The following is a 23,214-nucleotide window of genomic DNA, read 5'->3' on the forward strand; positions in this document are numbered from 1 at the left end:
AGAAGTCCCCCTATTCTGAAATAGAATTTGGTTTAAACGTCACCGCACTAAATATGGAAGTACACATCTGCATAAACTCGTCGCGGGGGATTCCCTTCAAGCTTGCTTCTGAGATGACCAGCCGCAGCTCATTCTCAAGCTTCGCTTTAAATTCCGCCTGTCCCGCCGCCAGCGGCATGACCGTAGCCCCGTGCCTGCGATCAATGGAGATAAATCCTTCATTCTTCAAAATGGCATAGGCCTTGTTCACCGTCATCGCGTTCACACCAAGGTCTTGGGCCATTTGCCTGACGGTTGGCAATTTTTCGCCGTAAGCCAGTGCTCCCGAACCTATCCCGATTACGATTTCGTTGCGGAGTTGGACATAGATCGGAAGCTCGCTTTTAAAATCCAGAGTAATGATCATAGAGCCTCCCTGTTATAGCTGTTAATTGGGTATTTGTATCACATACTCTAATACAAATAATACTTAAAGTAAATTTTTTCTATTGTATTAAGTGAAATTAAGATTCAAACAGAAGATCAGGCGTTATTCTGGTGAAGTTCGGGCTTTAGCTTTTAGCCGCAACACTCCGATGCCCCGCAGCAGTCTTCTTAACAGTGGAAAATGACTCTAGCTCCCCAACTAAGAGCATTTTTGTACCTTAAATTTCTTTAAAAGAGGCAAAAAAGGAAAATAAGGTCATTATTGTATCTTGTTCTCCTAAAATAACCTTAAAAGGACTATTCAAGGGAAATTAACGTACAATATTGTCCTTAATTCCCACTAATCCTTAGCTGCAGAGTATTTAGGGTACAAAAATGCTGTTAATTACACTTATACAAAGCAAAAGGATGCCCCTAAGCCATAACCGGCTTTGGGACATCCTTCATTCTTATCTGTTGATTCTATTACTTCAGGTTAATCAGATTGCTGATGATAACCGCAGCCTGGGCACGGTTGGCAACACCTTTTGGTCCGAACGTGTCGGCTGTCAAACCTTTAACGATACCTTCTTGGGCAAGCAGCGCTACCGCTTCTTTACCGTAAGAAGCAATGCTTCCTTTATCTTTAAAGGTTGCCAGGGTCGCGTCAGCGTCGTTTACAGACTTGCCTTTGAATTTCTTCAGGGCATTGGCGGCAATGATCGCCATTTCTTCACGTGTAATCGCACGCTTCGGATCGAACTTGCCTCCACCTACACCGTTAATCAGGCCGTTGTTGACCCCGGAAGCGATGTAGCTGTAAGACCAATCCGTTGCTTTAACATCACTGAAGGAAGCAGCGGCATTCTCATCCAGCAGGTCGAAGGCACGCACGATCATGGTGATGAATTCAGCACGTGTAACTTCTTTCAGTGGTGCGAATGAATTGTCGCTTACACCTTTGATAATACCTTTTTCCGTCAGTTCCTTAATGGCGTCTGTTGCCCAAACCACTTTACTAAGGTCAGTGAAGCTTGGCGTTGCTGCAGGCGCAGACGGTTGAACTGTTGGAGCTGGTGTTGCGGTTGGTGCAGGCGTTGCTGATGGTGCAGGTGTTGCAACAGGTCCGTTGCCACCCGATGACACTGGCGGCGGTGTCTCCAAACCACCATTGTCCATACCGTCTGCTTCAGTCGCAGCCGGAGAAGAAGCATAGATCGCATTAGCCAGCAAACGGAACTGGTTCTGCGGGTGATATTTGTTCAGTAGGTCGTTAGCAAACAATGTTACATTCAGGTTGTTCTGCTTGTAGCTCAGAGCCAATACTTGGTCCTTAGCAGCACTGCTGTTCGGCCACCAGCCGGCTTTGAAGAAATCATCGCCGTTGCCGTATTTAGCCAGCACTTCTGCACCCTCTGGAACGGCAGTGATGTAAGCCGCCGACACAGTGTACAGGTATTCAGAAGCTGCGTAAGGCGCTGTAATTACGTTATCTTGGGAGATAACCGCCTTAAACAATCCTTCATGAGCGTCAGCTCTGCCAGCTGCGTTGACTGGGTTAGAATAATCCAGACCAGGCAGAACCTTAAGATTTTTGACTGTGCTCAGAATACTTCTACCATAACCGATAAACGGTTTACCGGAAGTAATCAGATTGGTTCCCGAGTTCACAAGAACGTCGGCTGCTGCGGTATCTGTTGTTACTTTAAATCCAAGATCAGCCACAATGAAGCCAGGTGCACCGCCAATGGCGACACTTGGAGCCTTCAAGAGCTTACCTGTCTTATCTGCATCCGGATTGAATGGCACAAGATCCAGCAGATATTTGGAAGCAACGGTTCTTAAGTTTGATCTGGAGACGAGGAAGCTTCCTTTTTCATATCCATATCCGTCTTTTTCGAGCAGAGTTACAGCTTTTTTGTTCGCCAGCAGCTCATTTACTGCTTTGATCGCATCATTGTTACTGTTACGGATTACGTAGCTTTGCTCGAATGGATAGCTATCCAGATTGGTGCTAGGAATTGCAATACTGGTAACTTGCTTTGTTATTCCCTTGAAAGCATCAGCAGTGCGGATAATGTGGCGGTCGAAACCGCGCATGTCCGCGAAATTCTGTACAGTATCGGAATACATTTCATTGAAGTCGGATACGTTGAGTCCATCATACAGAACCAGGTTCGCAAATCCGCGTTTGGCCTGATGCATGTTCACGACATAGGTTCCTGCTGGGTAAGTGACAGAACCCACAGTAACACTAGTGGTGGTCTGCTCTACCTTGATGTTGTTACGAAGCAGGTATTGTACCATTTTGTACGTTTCCAGCTCATTTTTTTGCAGGTTCTTGTCAACTGGCAGCACGTAATACTCAGGGAAGAAGTTTGCATTCTCGCCCCGCGGACGGCCGATCGGCTCGTATTTCGCATTGATCAAGTTTTTATCAACTGCTTTGTTATCTTCATTATTGATGCCGCGTTTGAAAATTTCCAGCTGATTCAGGAACAGCTTCTCCTTGTTGTCCACTACATAGCTTGTTGCTCCCAGAGTAGCGTAGTAGAAAGCATCCAGTGAATCTTCGTTCAGCTCAGGAACTTCAAGCGTGTGTCCCATTGCACCTTGGTGCATTGCATATACTGCTGTATACGCTGGGGAAGCATCATCCCAACCTGTTACATAGGTACCGGAAGCACCTTTATAGTTCGGATCTTCCCTTAATTTCTCACTTTCTTCGTAAGGAACATGATAGGAATCATATTTGGTATTCGCAATCGCAGCATTCCCCATAGCATGTGCCTGATCAACCATGTTGTCCAATACCAGGTCATACTCGATGTTTGGATCATGTGGCGGAGTGCAAGGCTCGATCAAGAAACCACTGACAAATCCGTGCATATCCAGGAAGCTAAGTGGCGTCCATTTAGCGATTTGAGCCGTTACTGCTTTTGTTTCCGGTTGAGTCTGGTAAGAGTTATCCCGGTTCGGGTCTAGCAATGTAGATGTTGCGCGTGTGTTCAACGCACGGCCATCCGGATTTTCTACATAATCCAGAAGGAAGATTACGTTATCTAATGCCGTATCAATATCCAACGATACTTTTTTGGCATTGCCTTTATCGTCAGTTGTGTCATACGATACTACTTTTTGTGTCATCAGGGTGTCGAGGAACTTGATGATCACGTCTACCCCGTTAGCTTCATCAGCATGAATGTTGTTCAGCCAGATAGGTACTTTATAGTCTTTCAGTTCACCGCTTCTGATCTTCGCCTGCAATGCGGCAGGGTCATTCATCATCAGTGGCAAGGTTTCATTCAAATATTGGTCCACAGAAGCCTTGTCTTTGCCCACGATGGAGAAGTGGATCGCACGGCCTTGGGTTGAGGTACCAATTTGTTGATACTCTACGTAGCGGTTATATTTATTGTTGCTCGGCGCAGTGATACGGTCAATCGCCGGTTTAATCTCATCGTATGTATGATAGGTATCATACGGGTTCAGCTTTACTTGCTGCACTGCCACAACATGTCCGGACGGGATGGAGGCTTCCAGGTTGTAAATACCTGCACGCTTCACATACTCTGCACGGATCCCGGAGAGCGACAAATTGACACCATACAAAAGGTCAAAATGAACCAGTGCTTTGACAGTAGAACCAGAGACAGGCTCATAAGTCACCTTAATGAATGGGTCTCCCGTATAATCTCTAACTTTAGAGTCATTATTCCATTTCTTCCAAGCAGCCAGCGGCTTCATCTCTTCTGCATTTCTGCCGAAGTTCCAGATGATTTGGTCAGTGGTTGTGCCTTGCGGAAGATCGAACGTGATTTCCAGTGTTCTGGCTTCCGTCATGGAAGCTTGGTATACCTCAGTGGATATTGTAGGTGGCGCATAGACTTCCGATGTTACCGATGGCTGGGATGTCCCTTCGGAAGACCCTGCTATGTCAGCTGCAGGTGCTGTTACAGATTGCGGTGCAATCTCACTTACTTCTGGTGCGGCATAGGCTGCGGGAAGCAGTCCTGACATCACCAGGGTAAACGCAATTAATAAGGATAATAATCTTTTAGACATGGTAAACCCCCTGTATGTTCGTGTTGATAGATTTCTGGCCGAAGCATCATCTCGGCTCTATGAAGCTATGATCCTTGCATTCCTCCATTCCGGCATATCTTCTAAACCATCCGGAAAACTGACACTCCCATGTAAGAACCGGATTAATATGCAGAATAAACTATTATTATTCATATGAGATACTATAATATAGCATTTGTTTCAATTTCGGAAGCACTTTTATTAAAATATATTAAAAAAATTTAATATATTTTCTTCAGCTGAGCTAAAATAATATAATCTCTATGCGGACACACCCTCAAAAATAGCCCTCCATTGAATGGAAGACTATTTTCCAGATTTAAATAATTACATTTTCGTAATATTTTACACTCTATTTCTCTTGGCTTTGCTCCAACTGAAAAGGATACGCCCAATACCGATAACTGACGCAATTACAAGTATTGTTGTATTCCAAGTCCAAGCCCCAGCACCATATATTAATGCCTGAGTCACTACCATAACGATAGCTACGGTAAACCCTAAAATTATAATCACATCCGGTGCTTTACTGCCTTCTCTTTGTTTTTTCTTGTAGATGTTAAAAAATAAGCTGAACAAAATAATAAAGATCAGAATCGCAACTAGATAAACATTCATTTAAATCCCCCTCTTATATCAGCCTAACATGTCATATCCAAAATCTGTATGAGTCATTAATTCTAAATTTCCGACTACATTCGACATAACAAGCCACAAGAAACGAGAAAGAATGAAGGGGAGGGTGAACTGTAAGAGAGAAAGTATTCGCCTAAAAGCTTTTCGCTGGAAAGCTCGCCCCCGTAAGCCTAAGCTGTTACCTGATTTCAATCGCTAATTTTGAAGTGAAATTAAAATCCAAACTGAAGAGCAGACTTGATTCTGGTGAAGTTAAGGCTTCAGGACGCAAATTCCCCCTCCCCTTCCCCGTCTTAACAGTGAAACAATGCTTTTCATCCCCAACTAACGGCATTTTTGCACCTTATATTCATCGAAAATAGGTGAATTAGGGAAATAAGGGCATTATTGTATCTTATTTTCCGAAAAAGTACGCTTAAAGGGATAATTCGGAAGATTTAAGGTACAAAAATGCCGTTAATCACCACTAACCCTCAGCGGCAGAGTATTTAAGGTACAAAAATGCCGTTAATCACCACTAACCCTCAGCGGCAGAGTATTTAAGGTACAAAAATGCCGTTAATTCCACTTCGGGAATTCTAATAATAATTCATAACGTCATACTCAAGAATAGCCCCGTAAAACCATACCTACGCATATAAAAAAACAAGCTGTCCCTAAGTGTCAGGAACAGCTTGTTAATATCATACTCGTTCAGCGCAGATTACTCCGCTTTTTTATCAAGCAAATTCAGGATGATCGTAACTGCCTCTGCTCGTGTTGCTGTCCGGTTAGGCGCAAATTGGTTCTGGCCAACTCCGCCTACCAGACCTTCGCTCGCAGCAGCTGCAATATAAGGAGCAGCCCATGCCGGTACATCTTTGGCATCTGCGAAGGTTAGTTTAGCTTTAGGGTCCACAGTAATTCCCAGGGAACGTACGATCATGACCGTCAATTCCGCACGAGTCAGCTTCTGTTCTGGACGGAAAGATCCGTCATTGTATCCGCTGATAATCCCTTTAGATACCGCTTGTGCTACATAGGACTTCGCCCATGCCGGAATTTTATCCAAGTCCTTGAAGGTAGCACTATCGCTGTTCTCTGGAAGCTGCAATGCACGGGCCAGCATCGTGATGAACTCGGCACGGTTCACTTCCTTGTTCGGACGGAATGTGTTGTCGTCATAACCATTGACGAATCCGGCTGCAACAGCCTTTTGAATAGCTGCTGCTGCCCAGTGACTGCCAGTATCCGTCAACACAGGCTTCGCAGGCACATCCGTGCTTCCACCATTGGTTGCTGGCGCATTTGTCGGTGCAGGCGTCTGCGTTGGAGCTACCGACGGAGTAGCCGATGGCTTAGCCGAAGGTGAAGGCGTTGGTACAGACGGTGCAGATCCTCCTGTTGTCGGACTAGTTGTCGGTGTTGGCGTCGGTGTCGGAACCACTGGTGTAGGCGTTGGCACTACAGGTGTTGGTGTTGGATTAGTTGGTACTTCGCCGTCATTCTCTTTCTTGATGATACCAAACTGATCAATGATAAATGGTTCTGCATTATTCTTGTTCTGGTCGATCTCATACGTCACGGCAGTCAGCTTGTCACCATCTACAGTGATGCCAACAAAGTTCTGAACCTGACCGCGCTTAGGACGGGTGTTGTCGCTTGGGTCAGGACCGTATGGAGCGGCATGGTTCTCATCTGCCACTTCAAAGAGGTTATAATAAGCCTCTCCCAGGGCAGGCTTTTGATTCTTGTAATAGACCTTTGCTCCCGCTGTTGCCGGAATGAGATAGATTGAACCATCCGGGTTAACCGTGTATTCTAAAGTTTTTCCAGCGAGCGTTTCTGTAATCTTCTCTGTAGCTGCAGCAGTCCCGTCAGCCTTAATCGGCTTGGTACGGGCATAGATATGGTCATGTCCTTGCAGGACAAAATCAATCCCCAGCTCGGCCATAATCGGAGCAATTTTAGTTCTTACGCCATTCGAGCCCATGATATCTTTGTCCGTTGCGTGATTGGATGTTGTGTATGGGCCTTTATGAATATTCACAATAATCCAGCGCTTACCGGCTTTATGGGCCTCTTGTACATCTTTCTTCAACCACTCTACTTGCTCGTTGCTGAAGTTAGCATATTGATCGGAATTTTCGTTGCTGTTCAGGACCACGAAATGAGCGTTGCTGTAATCATAGGAATAGTACGCGCCAGTCACAGTCGCTGAACCAGCTGCTTCCTGAATATTGAAATGCTCATAGAAGGCATTCGCTTTATCTTCATGATTACCTGCCGACGGGGCAATGGTTGTGTTAAGCAGACTATCCTGCGAATGGCCAAGCAGCCAATCCCATTGCGTCTCATTGGTTCCTGTGTCTACAATATCTCCGTTATGAACCACGAATTCAGCATTCGGCACCGTCTTCAGTGCTTTAGCCAGCGTCTCGGCAGAGAGGATCGCTTCATCTTCTGATTTTGCTTGAGTATCTGCTAGATCAACGAAGGTAAATGCCCCCGATTTAGCTGCAGTACGGAAGGTTCCAGCCGCACTCCAAATACCCAATGTCTCATCACCTACACGGAAGTAGTACGACGTATTGTCTTTAAGTCCAGTCGCTTCCGCTTTATGCACCAGTTCTCCCTTAGCATTCGTGGAGACAGATGAGCGGCCTGCAAACTTGGTTGCTTGCGTAAAGTCCGGGGTAGTTCCAGTGTTCTCTACTACTTGCAGATCACTTCCCTTGGACACCAGCGGTGTATACCAAGTGAAGCCTTTAGCGCTGGTAGGGTCACCGTTAAAGGTTACCGTCACTTTGTCCACGGATGGTTGCGCCGCGATCACGCCCGCGGAGTTGGTTCTGCCGCTTACCGCTTTAATTACAAACTGATAGTTCTTCGATGCATCAAGGTTATCCACTGTGTAGCTGTAAGAGGTTACTCCGTCCTGAGCCGGAACTAGTGTACTCCAGTTAGGGGATACCAGATCATTCTTCTCATAGATGCGGTAGCCAGATACCGGTGAACCGGAAGCTGGAGCATTCCATGTCAATGTCGTCTTTCCTTCTTCACCAGCAACCGCTTGGGCTTGCTGTACAGGAGAAACCTTCACATCCGACTTTTGAATGCTGTATTGATCATACAGATCCGTTGTTCCACCGGTAGTTGTTGTATAAGCTTGGAAAGTCAACTTGTCGCTTGTAATCGTTACACCTGTGAACATTTCCTTGCCAGGCTGTTCGTATTTAGCTGCAAAAGGGAATGGACCCGCCTTCTCGTTAACGTTATATTTCTTGTTACCAGCAGCATTCGTAATCAGATACAGCGTACCGCCTGGATCTTTAACCTCACCGTCCGCATCCGGTACGATATCCGTTAGCGGTTCATTGTTTAGCATTTGATAGCTGCGTGTATAAGTGTGGTCATGCCCGCCAATGACCATATCAATACCCAGTTCGTCGAACACCTTCGTTAATTGAGTCCGGTAGAACAGAACATCAGCGTCTTTCGTGTGGCTGGCTACAGAGTATGGCGATTTGTGCAACAGCACGATTTTCCATTTCTTATCTGTCTTGGCTACTTCATTGCGCAGCCATTCTACTTGCTTGTAGTAGATTTCATTATTGGCAGCGTTGGTGCTTGTGCCATAATATTCGGTGTTAATGATCATAAAGTGTGCAGGGCCGTAGTCCAGCGCATACACTGAGCCGTCCGGCTTAGCGCCTGTGTTCGACACATTTGGCAGATTAAAGTGTCCTGCATAGTTGCTGTAGTTCTTGCTCTCATGGTTACCGACGAGTGGAACGAGTGGTGTATTCTTCAAAATGGCCTTTGGCTTATCAAAGAACCATCCCCACTGCTCTTCCAGATCACCGTTATCCACCAAATCGCCGGAGTTCAGAATGAATTCCACACCCGGGAACTTACCAAGGCCCTCTTGCAGCGTATGATTCCAGATATCAAAATCCGCCTCACTAGTACCCTGAGAGTCCGTAGTATAGAGGAATTGGAATGCCTTATTGTCAGCTTTTTCTGTGGTGAATGTTCCGATATCACTCCAGTTTCCAGCTTGTCCATCACCAACACGGTAAGCATAGGCTGTCCCCGGCTGCAAGCCTTCCGCAAGCGCTTTATGGCTGGTGATTACTTTGGTTTTGTTAGCAGTTTTGTCCGCCTTGGACTGAAACACGCTGGCAGGTGTGGATGTTCCCTCGAAGCTCAGGACTCCGGCTTCCGGAAACTGACCATCAACTAATTTCGAGGCTTCTACTACCTCCAGCTTGGTGCCCGTTATCGTCTCCGATGCATACCAGGCAAATCCCATACTAGTCTGCGGATTGCCGTTGAATGTCAGGGCAATCGATTCCGGCTTTCCTGCACCCGGAACCACAGGGTCCACTGGAGGATAAGCAATCAGGCTCATCGCCCAATAAAGATCGGAGCTGGATCCTCTGCCCTGATGCACTTCAGCCGAAAGCTCATTGTTTCCGTCCTGAAGATTCGCCTTAATAATCTCTGTAAGATCGACTTTCGCCGTATTGGGATTACCATTGTTAAGCGTGCTCTTCGTTAAGTAATTGACAGGGCCTGCCGGCATACCTTCACGGTAAATTTCTGTGCCGTTCAAGTACAGGATCATGCCATCGTCGAATCCGAAAGATCCCATGATCCGATTATACGCACCAAGCTGAGCAGTATTTACATTCAGATTAGTACGGAAATAGGACGTCATATATTTATTGGATTTATCTCCGCCGTAACTAATTTCTGTTTTCAGTGGGCCAAATTCGGAGGTGCTGACTCCGCTGCCATCATCTTTGTACCCTAGTGGAGCTTGTCCTGATTTCCAAGTGGAATCATCATAGACAGCCTGCCATACTGTACCTTGATCGGTACCGTTATCGAGATACTTCCATGAAGCATTGCCTTCCAGTAATGTCAGAGGTTGAAGTGCCAACGCCCGCAGGTCTGCACCTTCGTTATTATCCGCTGCATAAACGGTAAATCCGTTCGCTGCAATCCCCAATACCATAATCAGGGCTAGTGTCATCGATACCGCTTTTTTAAACAACTTACTCATTTGGGCCTCCCCTATACGTGGTGTTTTTATTTATGTACCGGTTTATGGTAACAACCCAATGTGTTCACTATGTGAGAAGGAACTCAAGAGAACGTAAAAAAAACCTGCAAAACAGGGCTTCCTTTACACACTATTTGAACAAGCACACCAATAAATGGAATAGCGCATCCTTTTTAACAGAAAAAAAATCCTCCGACACAAGTTAGCGCATGGTCGAAGGATTTTGAAATACCTACTACACAGGTTCAGTTAAGACAGAGGAATCACTTGGCAGCAATGGAGCGTTAGCATCCGTACTCTCCTGATCAGCAGGCACACCCGCCAACAGATAGACACGAGACTCGTAAGGCCGCAGAGCTACCGTCTCGATAGATCCGCCCGAATCTACAGCATAATTATGCAGCATCAGTTGATGAGAATCGAAGTGTAATTCTGCAGGCAAATCGAACAGAGCTTCCTGGGCAGTCAGATTCGACATCACGAGCAGCTTCTCAGCGCCAAGCGTACGGGTATAGGCGTAGATGCATTCATGGTCAGCCAGCAGCAGATCATAGGTACCATAGATCGCCACTGAATGCTGCGCCCGGAGCGCGATAAGCTTTTTATAATGATGATAAATGGAGTCCGGGTCCTGCTGCGCACGTTCGACGTTGATCTCCAAATAGTTAGGATTGATCTTCATCCACGGCTTCCCGCTGGTAAAACCGCCATTCTCGCTGCCGTCCCATTGCATCGGTGTTCTGGAATTGTCACGTCCGTTCTTCCAGATGACCTCCATGATCTCCTCATGGCTACGACCGGCTGCGGTCTCAATGCGATACATATTCTTCATTGCCACATCGTCGTAATCATCCATGGAGTCGAATCTCACATTCGTCATCCCGATTTCCTGCCCCTGATAAATAAACGGAGTTCCCTGCATGAGAAAATACATCGTTGCCAGCGATTTGGCCGATTCCAGCCAGTATTCGCCGTCGTTCCCCCAAGTGGAGACAGAACGCGGCTGATCATGGTTCTCGATAAATAGCGCGTTCCAGCCCCGGTCCTCCAGCCCTTTCTGCCAGCGGGACAAAGCGGATTTTAGCGCAATGATATCAAGCCCGCCGGTAACACTCTTATTCCACAAGGCCAAATGTTCAAATTGGAAAATCATATTGAACTTGCCCTGCTTCTCACCCACCCACTGCTCCGCCTGCTCAACGCTTACTCCACTCGCTTCGCCAACTGTCATGATATCGTAGCGGTCAAAAGTCTCCTGCTTCAGTTCCTGCAAAAACTCGTGAATGCCTTCCCGGTTCATATGACCGTCTGTCGATGGAACATAAGGGAGGTTATTAGGATTCGGAAGATTAGGAAAGCCCGCTACCTTCTTGATATGTGAAATGGCATCCACCCGGAAACCATCGATCCCCTTGTCCAGCCACCAGTTGACCATACCATACAATTCCTGGCGAACCTCCGGATTCTCCCAGTTAAGATCAGGCTGTCTCTTGGAGAAGACATGCATGAAATATTGCCCGCTCATCTCGTCCAGCTCCCACGCAGAGCCGCTGAAAATACTTTCCCAGTTGTTCGGCTCATGGCCATCGACCGGATCGCTCCAAATATAATAATCCCGTTTCGGATTATCCTTGCCTGAACGCGCCTCAACAAACCACGGATGCTCGTCCGAGGTATGGTTAATGACCAGATCCAGAATGAGCTTCATCCCCCGGGCGTGCACCTCACGCAGCAGTTGATCGAAGTCCTCCATGCTGCCGAACTCTTCCATAATGTCCTGATAGTCAGAGATATCATATCCATTGTCATCATTAGGGGATTTATAGATCGGGCAAATCCAGATGACATTAATCCCAAGGTCCTGCAAATAATCCAGTCTGGAAATGATCCCCTGCAAATCGCCGATACCATCTCCGTTGCTGTCCATAAAGCTTCTCGGGTAGATCTGGTAGGCTGCAGCCTCTTTCCACCATGCTCTATTCATGTATACGCTCCTTTAAATAACTACGGTTTAAGTTTAGTCAGGAAAATTTTTTCCTGATTTTCATTCAAAACACCCTATAAACTTATTAATCACATCAAAAATACATTATTTTCGGTAAAAAAACATAAAATCAACAGGAAATTATTTTCCCATAGCGATCATTATAGGATTTTTTATTTTCCCGGTCAACACATATCTTTGGATTCTAACGGGATTCCATGATATGCTGGTGTCGCATGAGAACTGGATAACAAGCCTGGAAAGTTATGGTGATCTGAAGTGAAAGTAACCATTAAAGATATCGCCAAAATGGCCGATGTCTCTATCTCCACCGTTTCGAGGGTGGTCAATAACAGCAAGCCCGTCAACGATGAGGTACGCAAGCGGGTGCTCGACGCCATTAAGCAAACCAATTACCGGCCTGATCTCACTGGAGGTAGCGCCGGAGGCAGCAATGACAATCTGATCGGTGTCATTATTCCGCAGAGCAACAATACAGTGCTGGATGATTTCAATCTCGGGATTCGCAATCTCGCGGAGTTATATGGCTATGAAGTGATCGTAGGGTTGACGGACAGTAGTATGGAGAGTGAGCTGCACTATCTGGATTTGTTCAGACGTCTTGGCACGCGGGGAAATATTCTGGTCGGTTCGATGCCGCAGCAAGAGCACATGGAGCTTATCGCCGCTTCATCCGCGCCTTGTGTTCTGGCCGGGCAAGCTTCACAGATTCCCTCCTTACCTTCTGTTCATCTGGACAACATCACTGCTTCCTATGAAGCGGTAACCTATTTGATCCAAAAGGGACATCGTAGCATCGCTATGATTCGTGCGGCTGGAGAAAGTGCAGTTGGGGGCGATCGTTACCGTGGTTACCGGCAGGCACTTGATGATGCGGGGATACATATCAATGAGAGCTTGGTTGTGGAAAGCGGGTTCTCGGTGGAAAACGGGCGGCTGGCTATGAAAAACATCCTGAGTAGCGGGCAGCAACCTACAGCCGTATTCTGCTCGACAGACTGGATGGCGGTGGGGGCGATGAATTATCTCATCGACAGCGGCCTGCGCATCCCTGAGGATGTGGCTGTCTTTGGTTTTGACAACAGCTATGTGGCCTCCCTTGTCCGCCCGAAGCTGTCCTCTGTGGAATATTCCGGCACAGAAATAGGGAGAACCGCGACGCGGACCCTGATCAAGCTGATCAAGGGCGAGGCGGTCTCCCCCAGCCATGCCAATGTGGCGCATCATTTGAAGATTCGGGAAAGTACGGGTTAGGGAGGTTAACTTCCCTGGCCCATTTTTTTAGATCACATGAAGATTATTGAGCAAAACCTATCCGCGGATGCACATGCTCCTTAATATCAAGCGTAATGGCCTGAATAGATGTGATAGGGATGTACATCTCCTGATATTCTGTTACGTATTTAAGATACTTGTCTCCAGTTTCCTTCAGCACTCCGCCTCTGACACTAGTACCGTCAAGAAAATGTATTGCGACTTCTCTTCCCTCTAAAGCTTCCACCATAATACTTCCTCCTTCTCTTACAGTAGTTTTTTTACAGATGAGTAATAATCTTGTCGATAATTCCATATTCCAGCGCTTCCTCAGCGGTCATGAAGAAATCACGGTCCATATCCTTCTCGACCTTTTCCACGGACTGCCCCGTTCTCTCAGCTGTAATCTGAACCACTTTGGACCGCAGTTGCAAAATACGCTTCGCGCTGATGGCGATATCACTGGCTTGCCCCTGCGCGCCGCCACTTGGCTGATGAATCATAATCTCACTGCTCGGAAGCGCACACCGTTTTCCTTTCGCCCCGGATAGCAATAGTAAAGAACCGAAGGACATGGCCATTCCTGTGCAAATGGTGTTCACCTGCGGCTTGATTAACTGCATCGTATCGTAAATACTGAAGCCAGCGGTAGTGACACCACCGGGACTGTTAATGTACATATGAATGTCTTTGTCCGGATCTTCTGCCGCGAGGTAGAGCAGCTGGGCTACGATACTATTAGCCATTCCATCTTCAATCTGCGACCCGACGAATACAATCCGGTCCTTCAGCAACCGGGAATAAATATCATATGATCGTTCTCCCTGGCCGGTCTGTTCGATAACATACGGAACATAACTCATTGTATATTGCCTCCATCTCTCAATTATGTTTTGTGTTCTGACCCGTAAACGTCCCAGGGACCCGAAAGGATACGCCGCCCGCGCCAATTTTTTTTGCCGACTGCGTATCTTCATCGATACTTTATTCGTTTATTATTAAGAAGGAACAGAATTCCACCTTGCTGTAAAAAGGAGATGGTCCACATGATGACCTTTAATGATCAACCTGCCGGAATGATGCCGGATGCCCATATGACCACATTGCTGCAAGCTGCCCTGAAGCGTTATTGTCTCTCATTGACCCAATCACCTTGGGATGCGGAAGATCTCGCACAGGATACCTGGATCAAAGTACTTAGCTATCTGCAAAAAGCAGAGCACAGAAATATCGAGGCACTGCTTCTGCGAACCGCCAGAAATACATGGATAGATACTGTACGACGCAAGATGACCTTCGCCCGAATTCTGGGACTTCAGCCTCCAGCGGCAGAAGGTATGGAAGACAGCTGCACCGCCGGAACTGAAGCTGCTTTCCAGGCTCTGCTGGAGCATCTCTCACCGCTGCAGCGAACGGTCTTTCTGCTCCGCGATGTGCTTGGGCATTCCGCCCTGGAAGCGGCGGAGCTGCTGAACACCACGGAAGGTGCGGTCAAGGCTGCACTGCACCGGGCACGCCAATCCCTGCCAGACGTACGGAAAGAGCTAGCAGATGAAGGGCCGCGCTGGCGGGAAGATTCAGACTACCTGCTTCACCTCCAGCGTCTTGCCGCCGCCTACGAGAAAGGACAGGTTGCAGAATTGATCCGACTGTCGATGCTTGATACGGTGTGGGATACTGTCGTTGCTGTGGCTGTATCATCTGGCCAAACGATCACCGCTGGAGGCTACGGAGCGACTGGCTGGACAGGACAGCCTGAGATGAGAATGATCGCTTAATCTAATTCAAATACTGGGACTGCAAGGAGAGCGATGATGAGATATATATTAGTACTTGGAGGAACACGTTTTTTTGGCAAACGCCTGGTGGAACGCCTCCTGGAGGATAAAGATTGCGAAGTGACAATCATGACACGCGGGGAAACCGCAGACTCCTTCGGTAACCGTGTCCGCAGAGTTCACGTTAACCGTAGGGATCAAGCCGCTCTGGCTGACGCGGTAGGGGACCGGGAATGGGATGTCGTCTATGACAACATCTGCTTTTCACCTAACGATGCCGCAGCGGCCTGTAACATATTTGACGGCAAAGCCAAGCGTTACATCCTCACCTCAAGCCTGTCGGTCTATGATTTCAGTGATCGGATGATCACTGAAGAAGATTTTGATGCGGCGGCGTACCCGCTGCAATATGGTGAAGCAGAGGACTTTAGCTATAAAGAAGGCAAAAGACTGGCCGAGGCCGTTCTGATCCAGCGTGCCTCTTTTCCAGTAGCTGCCGTCCGGATTCCGATTGTGCTTGGCACGGACGACTATACACGCCGGCTGCATTTTCATATTGAACATATCCGCGGGGGCGAACCCATCGCAATTGATCCCCAGCCGCAAATGTCCTTCATCCGTTCCGATGAAGCTGCAGATTTTCTGTATTGGCTAGGGGGTTCCAATATCACCGGACCTGTCAATGCCTGCTCGAATGGCGCCCTGCAGATGGGCGAACTGCTCAGCATGATTGAAACTGTCGTCGGGCAAAAGGCTATGATTGTGGAAGAGGCTCCAACGGAGCATAGCTCTCCATTCTATATCCGCCAGCCGTGGTTTATGGACACAACAAAAGCCAGGTCGGCAGGATATTCCTTCCTCGACCTGGCTACATGGATGCCAGAACTGATCACTTCGTTAAATCGTTCATATGAGTGAAACTGTCAAATTATAGCGAAAAATTGCCCGGGTAATATTTGAAAAAAGCAAGCCCGGCTCTAGGCTGAACTTGCTTTAGGGTAAGGAACAACGGTTTCCGTAGCCGAAGATGCAGCATCACTGCTCTCCGCCTTTACCCGTTTCCCTAGCGGAAGTGATTCGGAATGATTGACCGAATCGCTTCCGCTATTTATTTTGAACACATTGATCTCCTGGAACAGCTTCTGTGAGATTTCATGAATATCAACTGCCTGCCGGGCAATGGCGGCGATGGACTGATCCTGCTGAATGCTGGAAGCATTCACTTCCTGTACCCCTGCCGCTGTCTCCTCAGCAATAGCAGCCACGGAGTGCACAGACTCGGCAAGCCGGGTATTCATCCCGCGCGTCTCATCCACCTTGTCATGAATATGGCCGATCTGTTTGCTGATCTCGGCAATCGACTGGTCAATCGCCACAAAAGATGCCAGCGTCTCTTCAACCTTCTCTTCTTGCTCCTCCAGATTCCCGCGTGTCTCCAGCATATCTTTCTGGAAGTCTTCCATCCCTTGTTGAAGTTCAGCGATAATCTCGCGAATATGCCCTGAGGAAACCTTCGTCTGATCGGCCAGTTGTCTAACCTCATCTGCGATCACTGCAAAACCTTTGCCGTGCACCCCGGCTCTAGCAGCTTCAATCGCAGCATTCAGTGACAAAATGTTCGTCTGGCTGGAAATTTCCGTGATGGTCTGGGTAATACGCGAAATATCCCGCGACTGTTCAGCAAGCCTGTCCAGCGTATGATACACTTTGCCCACTGATTGACGGGACTGCCCCGAAACTTCCCGAAGGGCGGTTACCGCTGCCGAACCACTGCGTGTATTTAGATTGGCCGTTTCACTGGTCGTCAACATGACCTCTGTATACTCCGTGATCTCTTGAATGCCGCGCTCCAATTCCTGAATCAGTCCGGCACTCTGCTCAGACTGCCCGGCCTGTTGATCAGCACCGGATGAAATATCCTGGATTGTTCTGACGATATCCTGGTTCGTATGAGCAGTAATAGCTGACGACTGCTGGAAAGAATTCGAATAATCCGCCAGAGAAGAAGCCACCGTCTGTGTCTGCTGCAGCATTTCTCTAACCCGGCCCACCATATGGTCAAAATGATGACTTAAACGCCCAAGCTCATCGTTATATGGAGAATTGATTTGTTCCCTCAGGTCTCCTTCGGATATTTTGCGTAATGCCGCTTGCAGCTTACGAACAGGATTCAGGAACGAACGAATCAGCACCACAGCAATCACAAAGGTGAAGATCAAGACAAAGATAGCTGCATAGAGCACAACTGCATTGGTATTCTTCAGCAGATCAAAGGACACTCCTTGGGCTTGCTCGGCATTTTCTGCCGCCGCAGCGTACAGCTTCCCATTGCTCTCCAGCATGATGCCGTTTAGCTCCTGTGCCTTCGTATGTAGTTCATCGATTTTATCTAGAACGGTCATCGGATCAAGACTGCTGTCATTCAAAGTCTGAACCAACTCGTCGACAACGCCCGTGTACTCTTTGGCATGGCCCTGCAATTGCTGCAGTCCCTCCTGTGCGGGTGTACCCGATCCAAACTCTACTTTAGCCATTTCCGCATATAATTTCTTCTCCTTCTCCTTGAAAGCATCAGCCCATTCCAGATCACTTGTCCCGGCCAGCGAGGCTTCCACACTCTTCATTTCCTGCAGCAGCTGCGTAAGCGTAGAGACTGTGATTCTATTTTCCATCTCTGTTTTTTGCGTTTCCATGGATTTCTCGATCTGATTGATTTTGTACCCCTGGTAAACGGCCACCCCTAAAAAAATCAGTGCTACAGCGGAAAAGCTCAGGATCAGCTTCCATTTCATCGAAAGATGCATGCGGGTTACCTTCAAAAGAATCATCCCTCCATCAAAAGCCTCATGTGCCAGTAGGTACATTCTACCAACACATATTGATTGTAGGAGCCAGATATTAAATGTTCCGCACACTTTTGTTCGGCGAACGTAAAGATTGTTTTAACAATGTGTGAAAGTGAAGGGGACAGCTAATACAAGTCCAGGGGGTTCCCTCGACCGAAGGCCCGTTCCTGCTCGACTTTGGTCTGGGAAAAATTCTGGACTTGAGATTGTTCTGGTCAGGATATAACACTTGCTATACTTCTACGTGGACATACATACTTTTGATAAAAGGGGATTACATCATGAAAACAAATGTTGGCAGCACGCCTGTCACGAGTACAAATGGGGATATGGAACGTATTCGCTCCGCCAGACGGGGATTACTTGTCTTTTTTGCAATACTTATCCCGCTCTCCATTCTTGGTTATGTGCTATCAATGAAACAAGAGATCTACGTCCTGTTCCTGATGTGGACACCAGGACTGGCCTCCATCTTCACCCGCTTGATACTGCGTGAAGGCATATCAGACATCTCCTTGAAAATTGGCGGAAAGCGTACACTGAAGACCTTGCCTTTTATACTACTGTTTCCTGTAGTTATTGGTCTGGTCGGCTACGGAATCGCTTGGATCACAGGCCTGGTACAATTCGACACACCGGATACATTCATTAAAGCATCACCTGTTGTTGTGTTTATAGGGTTGTTACTTGCACAAATGGTCCTTGGCACATTGGAAGGTTTGATCGGTGGTGTCGGCGAAGAACTGGGCTGGCGTGGCTATATGCTCACCCGGCTGATTGACGCCCGTGTTCCCCAACCGATACTTATCAGTGGACTCATCTGGGGCGTATGGCATCTCCCCTTGATCCTTGCCGGGAACTATTATTCAGGGCCGTATCCTGTGCTCTCCGTTATCCTCTTTATGATTTCGGTTACCTCCATGGGATATGTCATTGGACGTATACGGTTAACAACTGGTAGCTTGTGGGCTGCGGCGTTCCTGCATGCTTCATGGAACGCTATCATTCAGGATGTCTTCGATGCCTTCTCCAAAGGGGATAACGCACTGCTCTGGACGGGAGAGTCCGGCATTCTGGTGGCTCTTGCCTTGCTGGCAGCGGCAGTAATCATTTCACGGAAACCGCTGTTGGCAAGAAAATTGTAATTATAACTGAACTTAAGATTTTTATATGGTTAAGGTTGTCATTGCGGAAAATGTTTGGACTTCCGGCCGCTGTTGTCTCCAGATTTCTTGGGATTATACCGCTATTCGCGGATAAAATCCGGAGACAAAGGCGTCGCTTTCGCTCCTACAGTTCCAAAATTCCCCTCCATTCCGTTACCCATATGTTAAATTCCCTAGTTCAATCTATATAATATAAAAAGAAGCATTCCTGCCAAATACGGCTTTGGAATGCTTCTTTGCGCTAACCTGCACAGCGGACCTTTCTTATTCCTCCCGCTCCTTATCATACATAAACCCTTGCTGTTTGAGAGTATTCCGGGCATCGCCGTACACAGGATTATTGGCATAAAAATGGGCGACCCAACTAGTCCAGCTTCGTTCAGGAAGACCTTGCTGCTGCAAGGATTGACGATGCGTCTCATTGTAAGCCTGTAGTAACCCAGTCTGATCAAGGTTGTATTGCTCTACGTGGTAAACAGCCTCCATAGGCAGACGGGATTTCTTCGGGCTCTCCGCGCCGGGATATCCGACACACAGACCTGCGATAGGAAAAACATACTTCGGCAGCTGCAATAGCTCAATCACAGCCTTCGTATTGCGGCGGACCCCGCCGATCGGAATGGTTCCGAGACCCAGCGATTCTGCGGCCGTGATTGCACCAGCCATAGCAAGACCAACATCTGCCGCCCCAACTAACAGTGCATCCACATCGGAAGCCGCTTCAAAAGACTGGCCTTCTAACTCGCTTGCCAATCCCGCCCGGTAAAAGTCCATGCAGAACACGAGAAACACCGGTGCCTCGGCCACATGCTTTTGATTCCCGCTCAGTTCTGCGAGCCGCTGTTTCCGCTCCTGATTATGGACCGCGATGATCGTGAACTGTTGACCGTGGACCCAGGAAGGTGCGGCTTGAGCCGAAGCAATAATATTTTGCAAATCCTCCGTACTCACTGCCCGGTCAGAATAGTTCCGGTAAGAGCGGTGGTTCGTTAACGTTCGTATAACCTCATTCACAAAAGTTCATCCTTTCTGTCTTCACTAACTATAAAAACCTAAGGAATCCGCCGGGCAAAATCCACGAATTGGAACTTGTCCAAGCGGTGCCTCGATTCTGTATACTGAAACAAGGTTGTATCTTCCAGAAATACAAAGTTGCGGACAAGCACTACATGGGTCAGTCCGTTCAGATCCAGTAGCGCCCGATCCTCATCCGTAGCCTCTTCGACAGAAATCTCCTTTTTGGCATAACTGATCACCAGATTCAATGTCTGCTCCAAATATTCATAGATAGAGCCCGCGGCCAGTTCCTCTGTTAGCAGAACGACTTTGTCCGGCCGAAAATAATCTTTGTCCAGGATAATACGCTCGCCTTCAATTTCTCGGACCCGGATTACCTCCCAAACAGGTGCCCCCGGCTCTATCTGCAAATAATCCGCAATAGACGGCGAAGCCTCGGTACAGACGGTCCTTTGTACAAGGGTACGCGTCGGACGGCCGATTTTACCCGACATCTCCTTGAAGCTGGTAAGCCCCGTGACCGGAAAGTTCATGCGCCCGATATCCAGCACATAAGAACCCTTGCCTCTAATTTTCTGGATAAACCCGTGCTGTACTAGTAAATTTAGCGCTTTGCGGACGGTTTCCCGCGAGGTAGAGTACGAACTCATTAGTTCATTCTCCGAAGGCAGTTTGGTCCCAGGAGGAATCTTGCCTGACTGAATTCGTTTTGCATACGTATTAAAAATGCTCTGATATATATTTTCCTTCAATTCCATCACCGCTTACCATTTTACCATAATTCTATGTGAAAAAAAGAAACGGGCATTGTCCTTTGCTGGACGATGCCCGTTTCTGCTCACACTATGATTGATTTTCTCTTACTCTGCATTCAAGCGGATTTTCAAGCTGACGTTCCTCCCAGCCGCTACTGCGCCTGGCGCAGCCTCTTCCACGCCTGCAATGATATCCTGACCATCTGGAATGATAATCGGTGTAATCAGCGGTAATCCTGCCGCAGAAATCGCCGCCATATCAAATTCCAGCAAGAGCTGCCCAGCCTTGACCTCGTCCCCGATGTTGACATGGCTTGTAAAAGCGCTGCCTTTCAGGGACACCGTGTTGATACCGACATGGATCAGTACCTGTACGCCAGTGCTATGTTCCAGAATAACGGCATGCTTGCTCTTGATGATATGTGCCACTGTACCATCGAAAGGCGCGATCACCCGTCCTTCTTCCGGCTCTATGGCGATGCCTTGCCCCATCTGTCTTTCGGCAAAAGCCGGGTCAGGAACATTCTCCAGCGGTACTGCTTGACCCGTCAGTGGAGCATAAATATTCAGTACCCGGGTACCATCTTCCTCTGTAACGATGCCGGAGGATGGAATACCAGATTCAGCCGCCACGGAGGTAGCCGACCCTGCATCAACCTTATCGGTAGCGCTACCGGAAGCTTTCACACCTTGTACAGGAGTCTCTGTATGCGCTGCGTGATTCTCGGAAGCTGCTTTAGTTGTTACCGCAGCTGTACCAGCTGATCCTGCGGCAATCGTCCCTTCTTTACGCCCGACAATTTTGCCATACAATACGGTTAAACCAAATGGCACAACTAGCACGATGCCCATCCCGATGAAGAACACACCCCATTGTTTTGGGAAGATCGACAGGAAGCCGGGAATACCCCCGATCCCAACCGAGGACGCCAACACATGGTTTATGGTTAACAGTACGCCGCCAATTGCCGAGCCGATCATCCCGAAAATGAATGGATATTTATAACGGAGATTCACCCCGAAGATCGCTGGTTCCGTAATACCAAGGAATGCCGAGATCGAAGAAGTGGCTGCGAGCCCTTTCGCCTTTTGCTCTCTCAGCACAAGCATCATCGCAAGTGCCGCTGCACCTTGAGCAATATTGGAGAGTGCCAGCATCGGCCAGAGGAACGTTCCGCCCTCGCTGCCGATCAATTGCACATCGACCGCGAGGAAGGTATGTTGCATCCCCGTAACCACGAGCAAAGCGTATAACCCGCCATAAAGCAATCCCCCGAGTGCTGGTAGCGTATTAAATACATGTACAAGGCCGGAGGTAATGGCATTACCCAGGGCAAAAGTTACCGGACCGATCACCGTAAACGCCAGGAAGCCGGTAATTAACAGTGCGACCGGGGCCACAACAAGTAATTTGATAGAATCGGCCACTCTTTTATTCAGGAAGCCCTCAATCCTTGCCAAAATGTAAGCGGAGACCAAAACGGGCAGCACCTGTCCCTGATAGCCGATCTTCTCAATATGCCAGCCGAAGAGGTTCCATACCGGTATCGTTCCCTTAGTAGAAGCCTCAGCATAACTGTAGGCACTAAGCAGATCCGGGTGGACCAGAATCAGACCGAGTACAATCCCTAACAGCGGACTGCCGCCGAACCGGTTCACTGCCGACCAACCGATCAGCGCAGGAAGGAAGGTAAAGGCAGTATTGGCAATCAGGTTAATAATAGAGGCGATGCCCGTCCACTCAGGATAGACCTGCACCAATGACTGGCCTTCGAAGAAAATCCCCGGACCGGTCAGAATATTGTTAAGTCCCAGCAGAAGACCTGAAGTTACAATAGCCGGAAGGATCGGAATGAAGATATCCGCCAGCGTTTTAATCGCCCGCTGAAGCGGATTCTGCTTCTTCCCGGCTGAGTTCTTGACATCCTCTTTGGATGAGCGCGGCCCGCCTGTAATTGCGATCATTTCATCATATACTTTATCTACGAGTCCCGGTCCAATGACAACCTGGAACTGGCCTTGAGAGGAGAAATGGCCTTTAACGAGATCGTTACTCTCCAGAAGCGCATGATCCACCTTGTCTTCATCCGCCAATGAGAAGCGAAGCCGGGTGACACAATGGGTAGCCACTTCAATATTGTCTTTGCCGCCGACGGCCCGAATAATCTCTTCTACATTTTTTTTATCAACAGCCATGGGATTCACTCCTTTATCAC

Annotated in this window: 15 protein-coding genes; 4 read left to right on the forward strand and 11 right to left on the reverse strand. The window is 48.0% G+C overall.

Translation table 11 applies throughout. From position 1 onward, the window contains the following. Window positions 1-10: 10 nt before the first annotated feature. From ACFVU8_RS20115 to ACFVU8_RS20135, 5 genes are all read right to left on the reverse strand, one after another. The gene (locus tag ACFVU8_RS20115) at window positions 11-406 is read right to left on the reverse strand and encodes a GntR family transcriptional regulator (protein WP_175370422.1); all 396 of its coding nucleotides are present in this window, start codon (window positions 404-406) and stop codon (window positions 11-13) included. A 485-nt stretch (window positions 407-891) separates the two neighbouring features. Then, window positions 892-4,470 (reverse strand): M14 family metallopeptidase, encoded by a 3,579-nt coding sequence (locus ACFVU8_RS20120; protein WP_387429660.1) that lies wholly within the window; start codon window positions 4,468-4,470, stop codon window positions 892-894. A 366-nt stretch (window positions 4,471-4,836) separates the two neighbouring features. Further along, window positions 4,837-5,109 carry a hypothetical protein gene (locus ACFVU8_RS20125; protein ID WP_387429663.1) on the reverse strand — a complete coding sequence of 91 codons (273 nt, stop codon included), beginning with the start codon at window positions 5,107-5,109 and terminating at the stop codon, window positions 4,837-4,839. 721 nt (window positions 5,110-5,830) lie between these two features. Continuing rightward, complete coding sequence (locus ACFVU8_RS20130) at window positions 5,831-10,177, reverse strand: S-layer homology domain-containing protein (protein WP_387429665.1); 4,347 nt, start codon at window positions 10,175-10,177, stop codon at window positions 5,831-5,833. 235 nt (window positions 10,178-10,412) lie between these two features. Further along, window positions 10,413-12,161: a glycoside hydrolase family 13 protein gene (locus tag ACFVU8_RS20135; RefSeq protein WP_387429667.1), complete on the reverse strand. Its 1,749-nt coding sequence runs from the start codon at window positions 12,159-12,161 to the stop codon at window positions 10,413-10,415. 279 nt (window positions 12,162-12,440) lie between these two features. On the opposite strand from ACFVU8_RS20135, the gene ACFVU8_RS20140 reads away from it, so the two are divergent. Next, a complete protein-coding gene (locus tag ACFVU8_RS20140) occupies window positions 12,441-13,436 on the forward strand; it encodes a LacI family DNA-binding transcriptional regulator (protein ID WP_387429670.1) in 996 nt (331 codons plus the stop codon). A 43-nt stretch (window positions 13,437-13,479) separates the two neighbouring features. Here ACFVU8_RS20140 and ACFVU8_RS20145 read toward each other — a convergent pair whose 3' ends face one another. After that, window positions 13,480-13,686 carry a hypothetical protein gene (locus ACFVU8_RS20145; RefSeq protein WP_387429672.1) on the reverse strand — a complete coding sequence of 69 codons (207 nt, stop codon included), beginning with the start codon at window positions 13,684-13,686 and terminating at the stop codon, window positions 13,480-13,482. Window positions 13,687-13,717: 31 nt separating this feature from the next. Further along, on the reverse strand, window positions 13,718-14,299 hold the full coding sequence (gene clpP, locus ACFVU8_RS20150; protein WP_066372121.1) for an ATP-dependent Clp endopeptidase proteolytic subunit ClpP: 582 nt from the start codon (window positions 14,297-14,299) through the stop codon (window positions 13,718-13,720). Window positions 14,300-14,482: 183 nt separating this feature from the next. Between clpP and ACFVU8_RS20155 the strand changes: the two genes are divergently transcribed. Beyond that, window positions 14,483-15,214: an RNA polymerase sigma factor gene (locus tag ACFVU8_RS20155; RefSeq protein ID WP_387429674.1), complete on the forward strand. Its 732-nt coding sequence runs from the start codon at window positions 14,483-14,485 to the stop codon at window positions 15,212-15,214. Between the two features lie 36 nt (window positions 15,215-15,250). Next, window positions 15,251-16,132 (forward strand): NAD-dependent epimerase/dehydratase family protein, encoded by an 882-nt coding sequence (locus ACFVU8_RS20160; RefSeq protein WP_387429676.1) that lies wholly within the window; start codon window positions 15,251-15,253, stop codon window positions 16,130-16,132. A 59-nt stretch (window positions 16,133-16,191) separates the two neighbouring features. On the opposite strand, the gene ACFVU8_RS20165 is transcribed toward ACFVU8_RS20160, so the two are convergent. Further along, entirely contained in the window at window positions 16,192-18,033 is a 1,842-nt protein-coding gene (locus ACFVU8_RS20165) for a methyl-accepting chemotaxis protein (protein WP_387429679.1), read from the reverse strand. 308 nt (window positions 18,034-18,341) lie between these two features. Between ACFVU8_RS20165 and ACFVU8_RS20170 the strand changes: the two genes are divergently transcribed. After that, window positions 18,342-19,205 (forward strand): CPBP family glutamic-type intramembrane protease, encoded by an 864-nt coding sequence (locus ACFVU8_RS20170; protein WP_387429681.1) that lies wholly within the window; start codon window positions 18,342-18,344, stop codon window positions 19,203-19,205. Between the two features lie 285 nt (window positions 19,206-19,490). Here the strand turns inward: ACFVU8_RS20170 and ACFVU8_RS20175 are convergent, their stop codons facing one another. From ACFVU8_RS20175 to treP, 3 genes are all read right to left on the reverse strand, one after another. Then, window positions 19,491-20,240, reverse strand: coding sequence for an NADPH-dependent oxidoreductase (locus ACFVU8_RS20175; RefSeq protein ID WP_387429683.1), 750 nt, complete (start codon window positions 20,238-20,240; stop codon window positions 19,491-19,493). Between the two features lie 38 nt (window positions 20,241-20,278). After that, window positions 20,279-20,995 carry a trehalose operon repressor gene (treR, locus tag ACFVU8_RS20180; protein WP_387429686.1) on the reverse strand — a complete coding sequence of 239 codons (717 nt, stop codon included), beginning with the start codon at window positions 20,993-20,995 and terminating at the stop codon, window positions 20,279-20,281. Window positions 20,996-21,103: 108 nt separating this feature from the next. After that, window positions 21,104-23,194 carry a PTS system trehalose-specific EIIBC component gene (treP, locus tag ACFVU8_RS20185; protein ID WP_387429688.1) on the reverse strand — a complete coding sequence of 697 codons (2,091 nt, stop codon included), beginning with the start codon at window positions 23,192-23,194 and terminating at the stop codon, window positions 21,104-21,106. Between the last annotated feature and the right edge of the window lie 20 nt (window positions 23,195-23,214).

Origin of the sequence: Paenibacillus sp. NPDC058177, assembly GCF_042883835.1 — a bacterium.
Lineage (GTDB): Bacteria > Bacillota > Bacilli > Paenibacillales > Paenibacillaceae > Paenibacillus_AQ > Paenibacillus_AQ agri.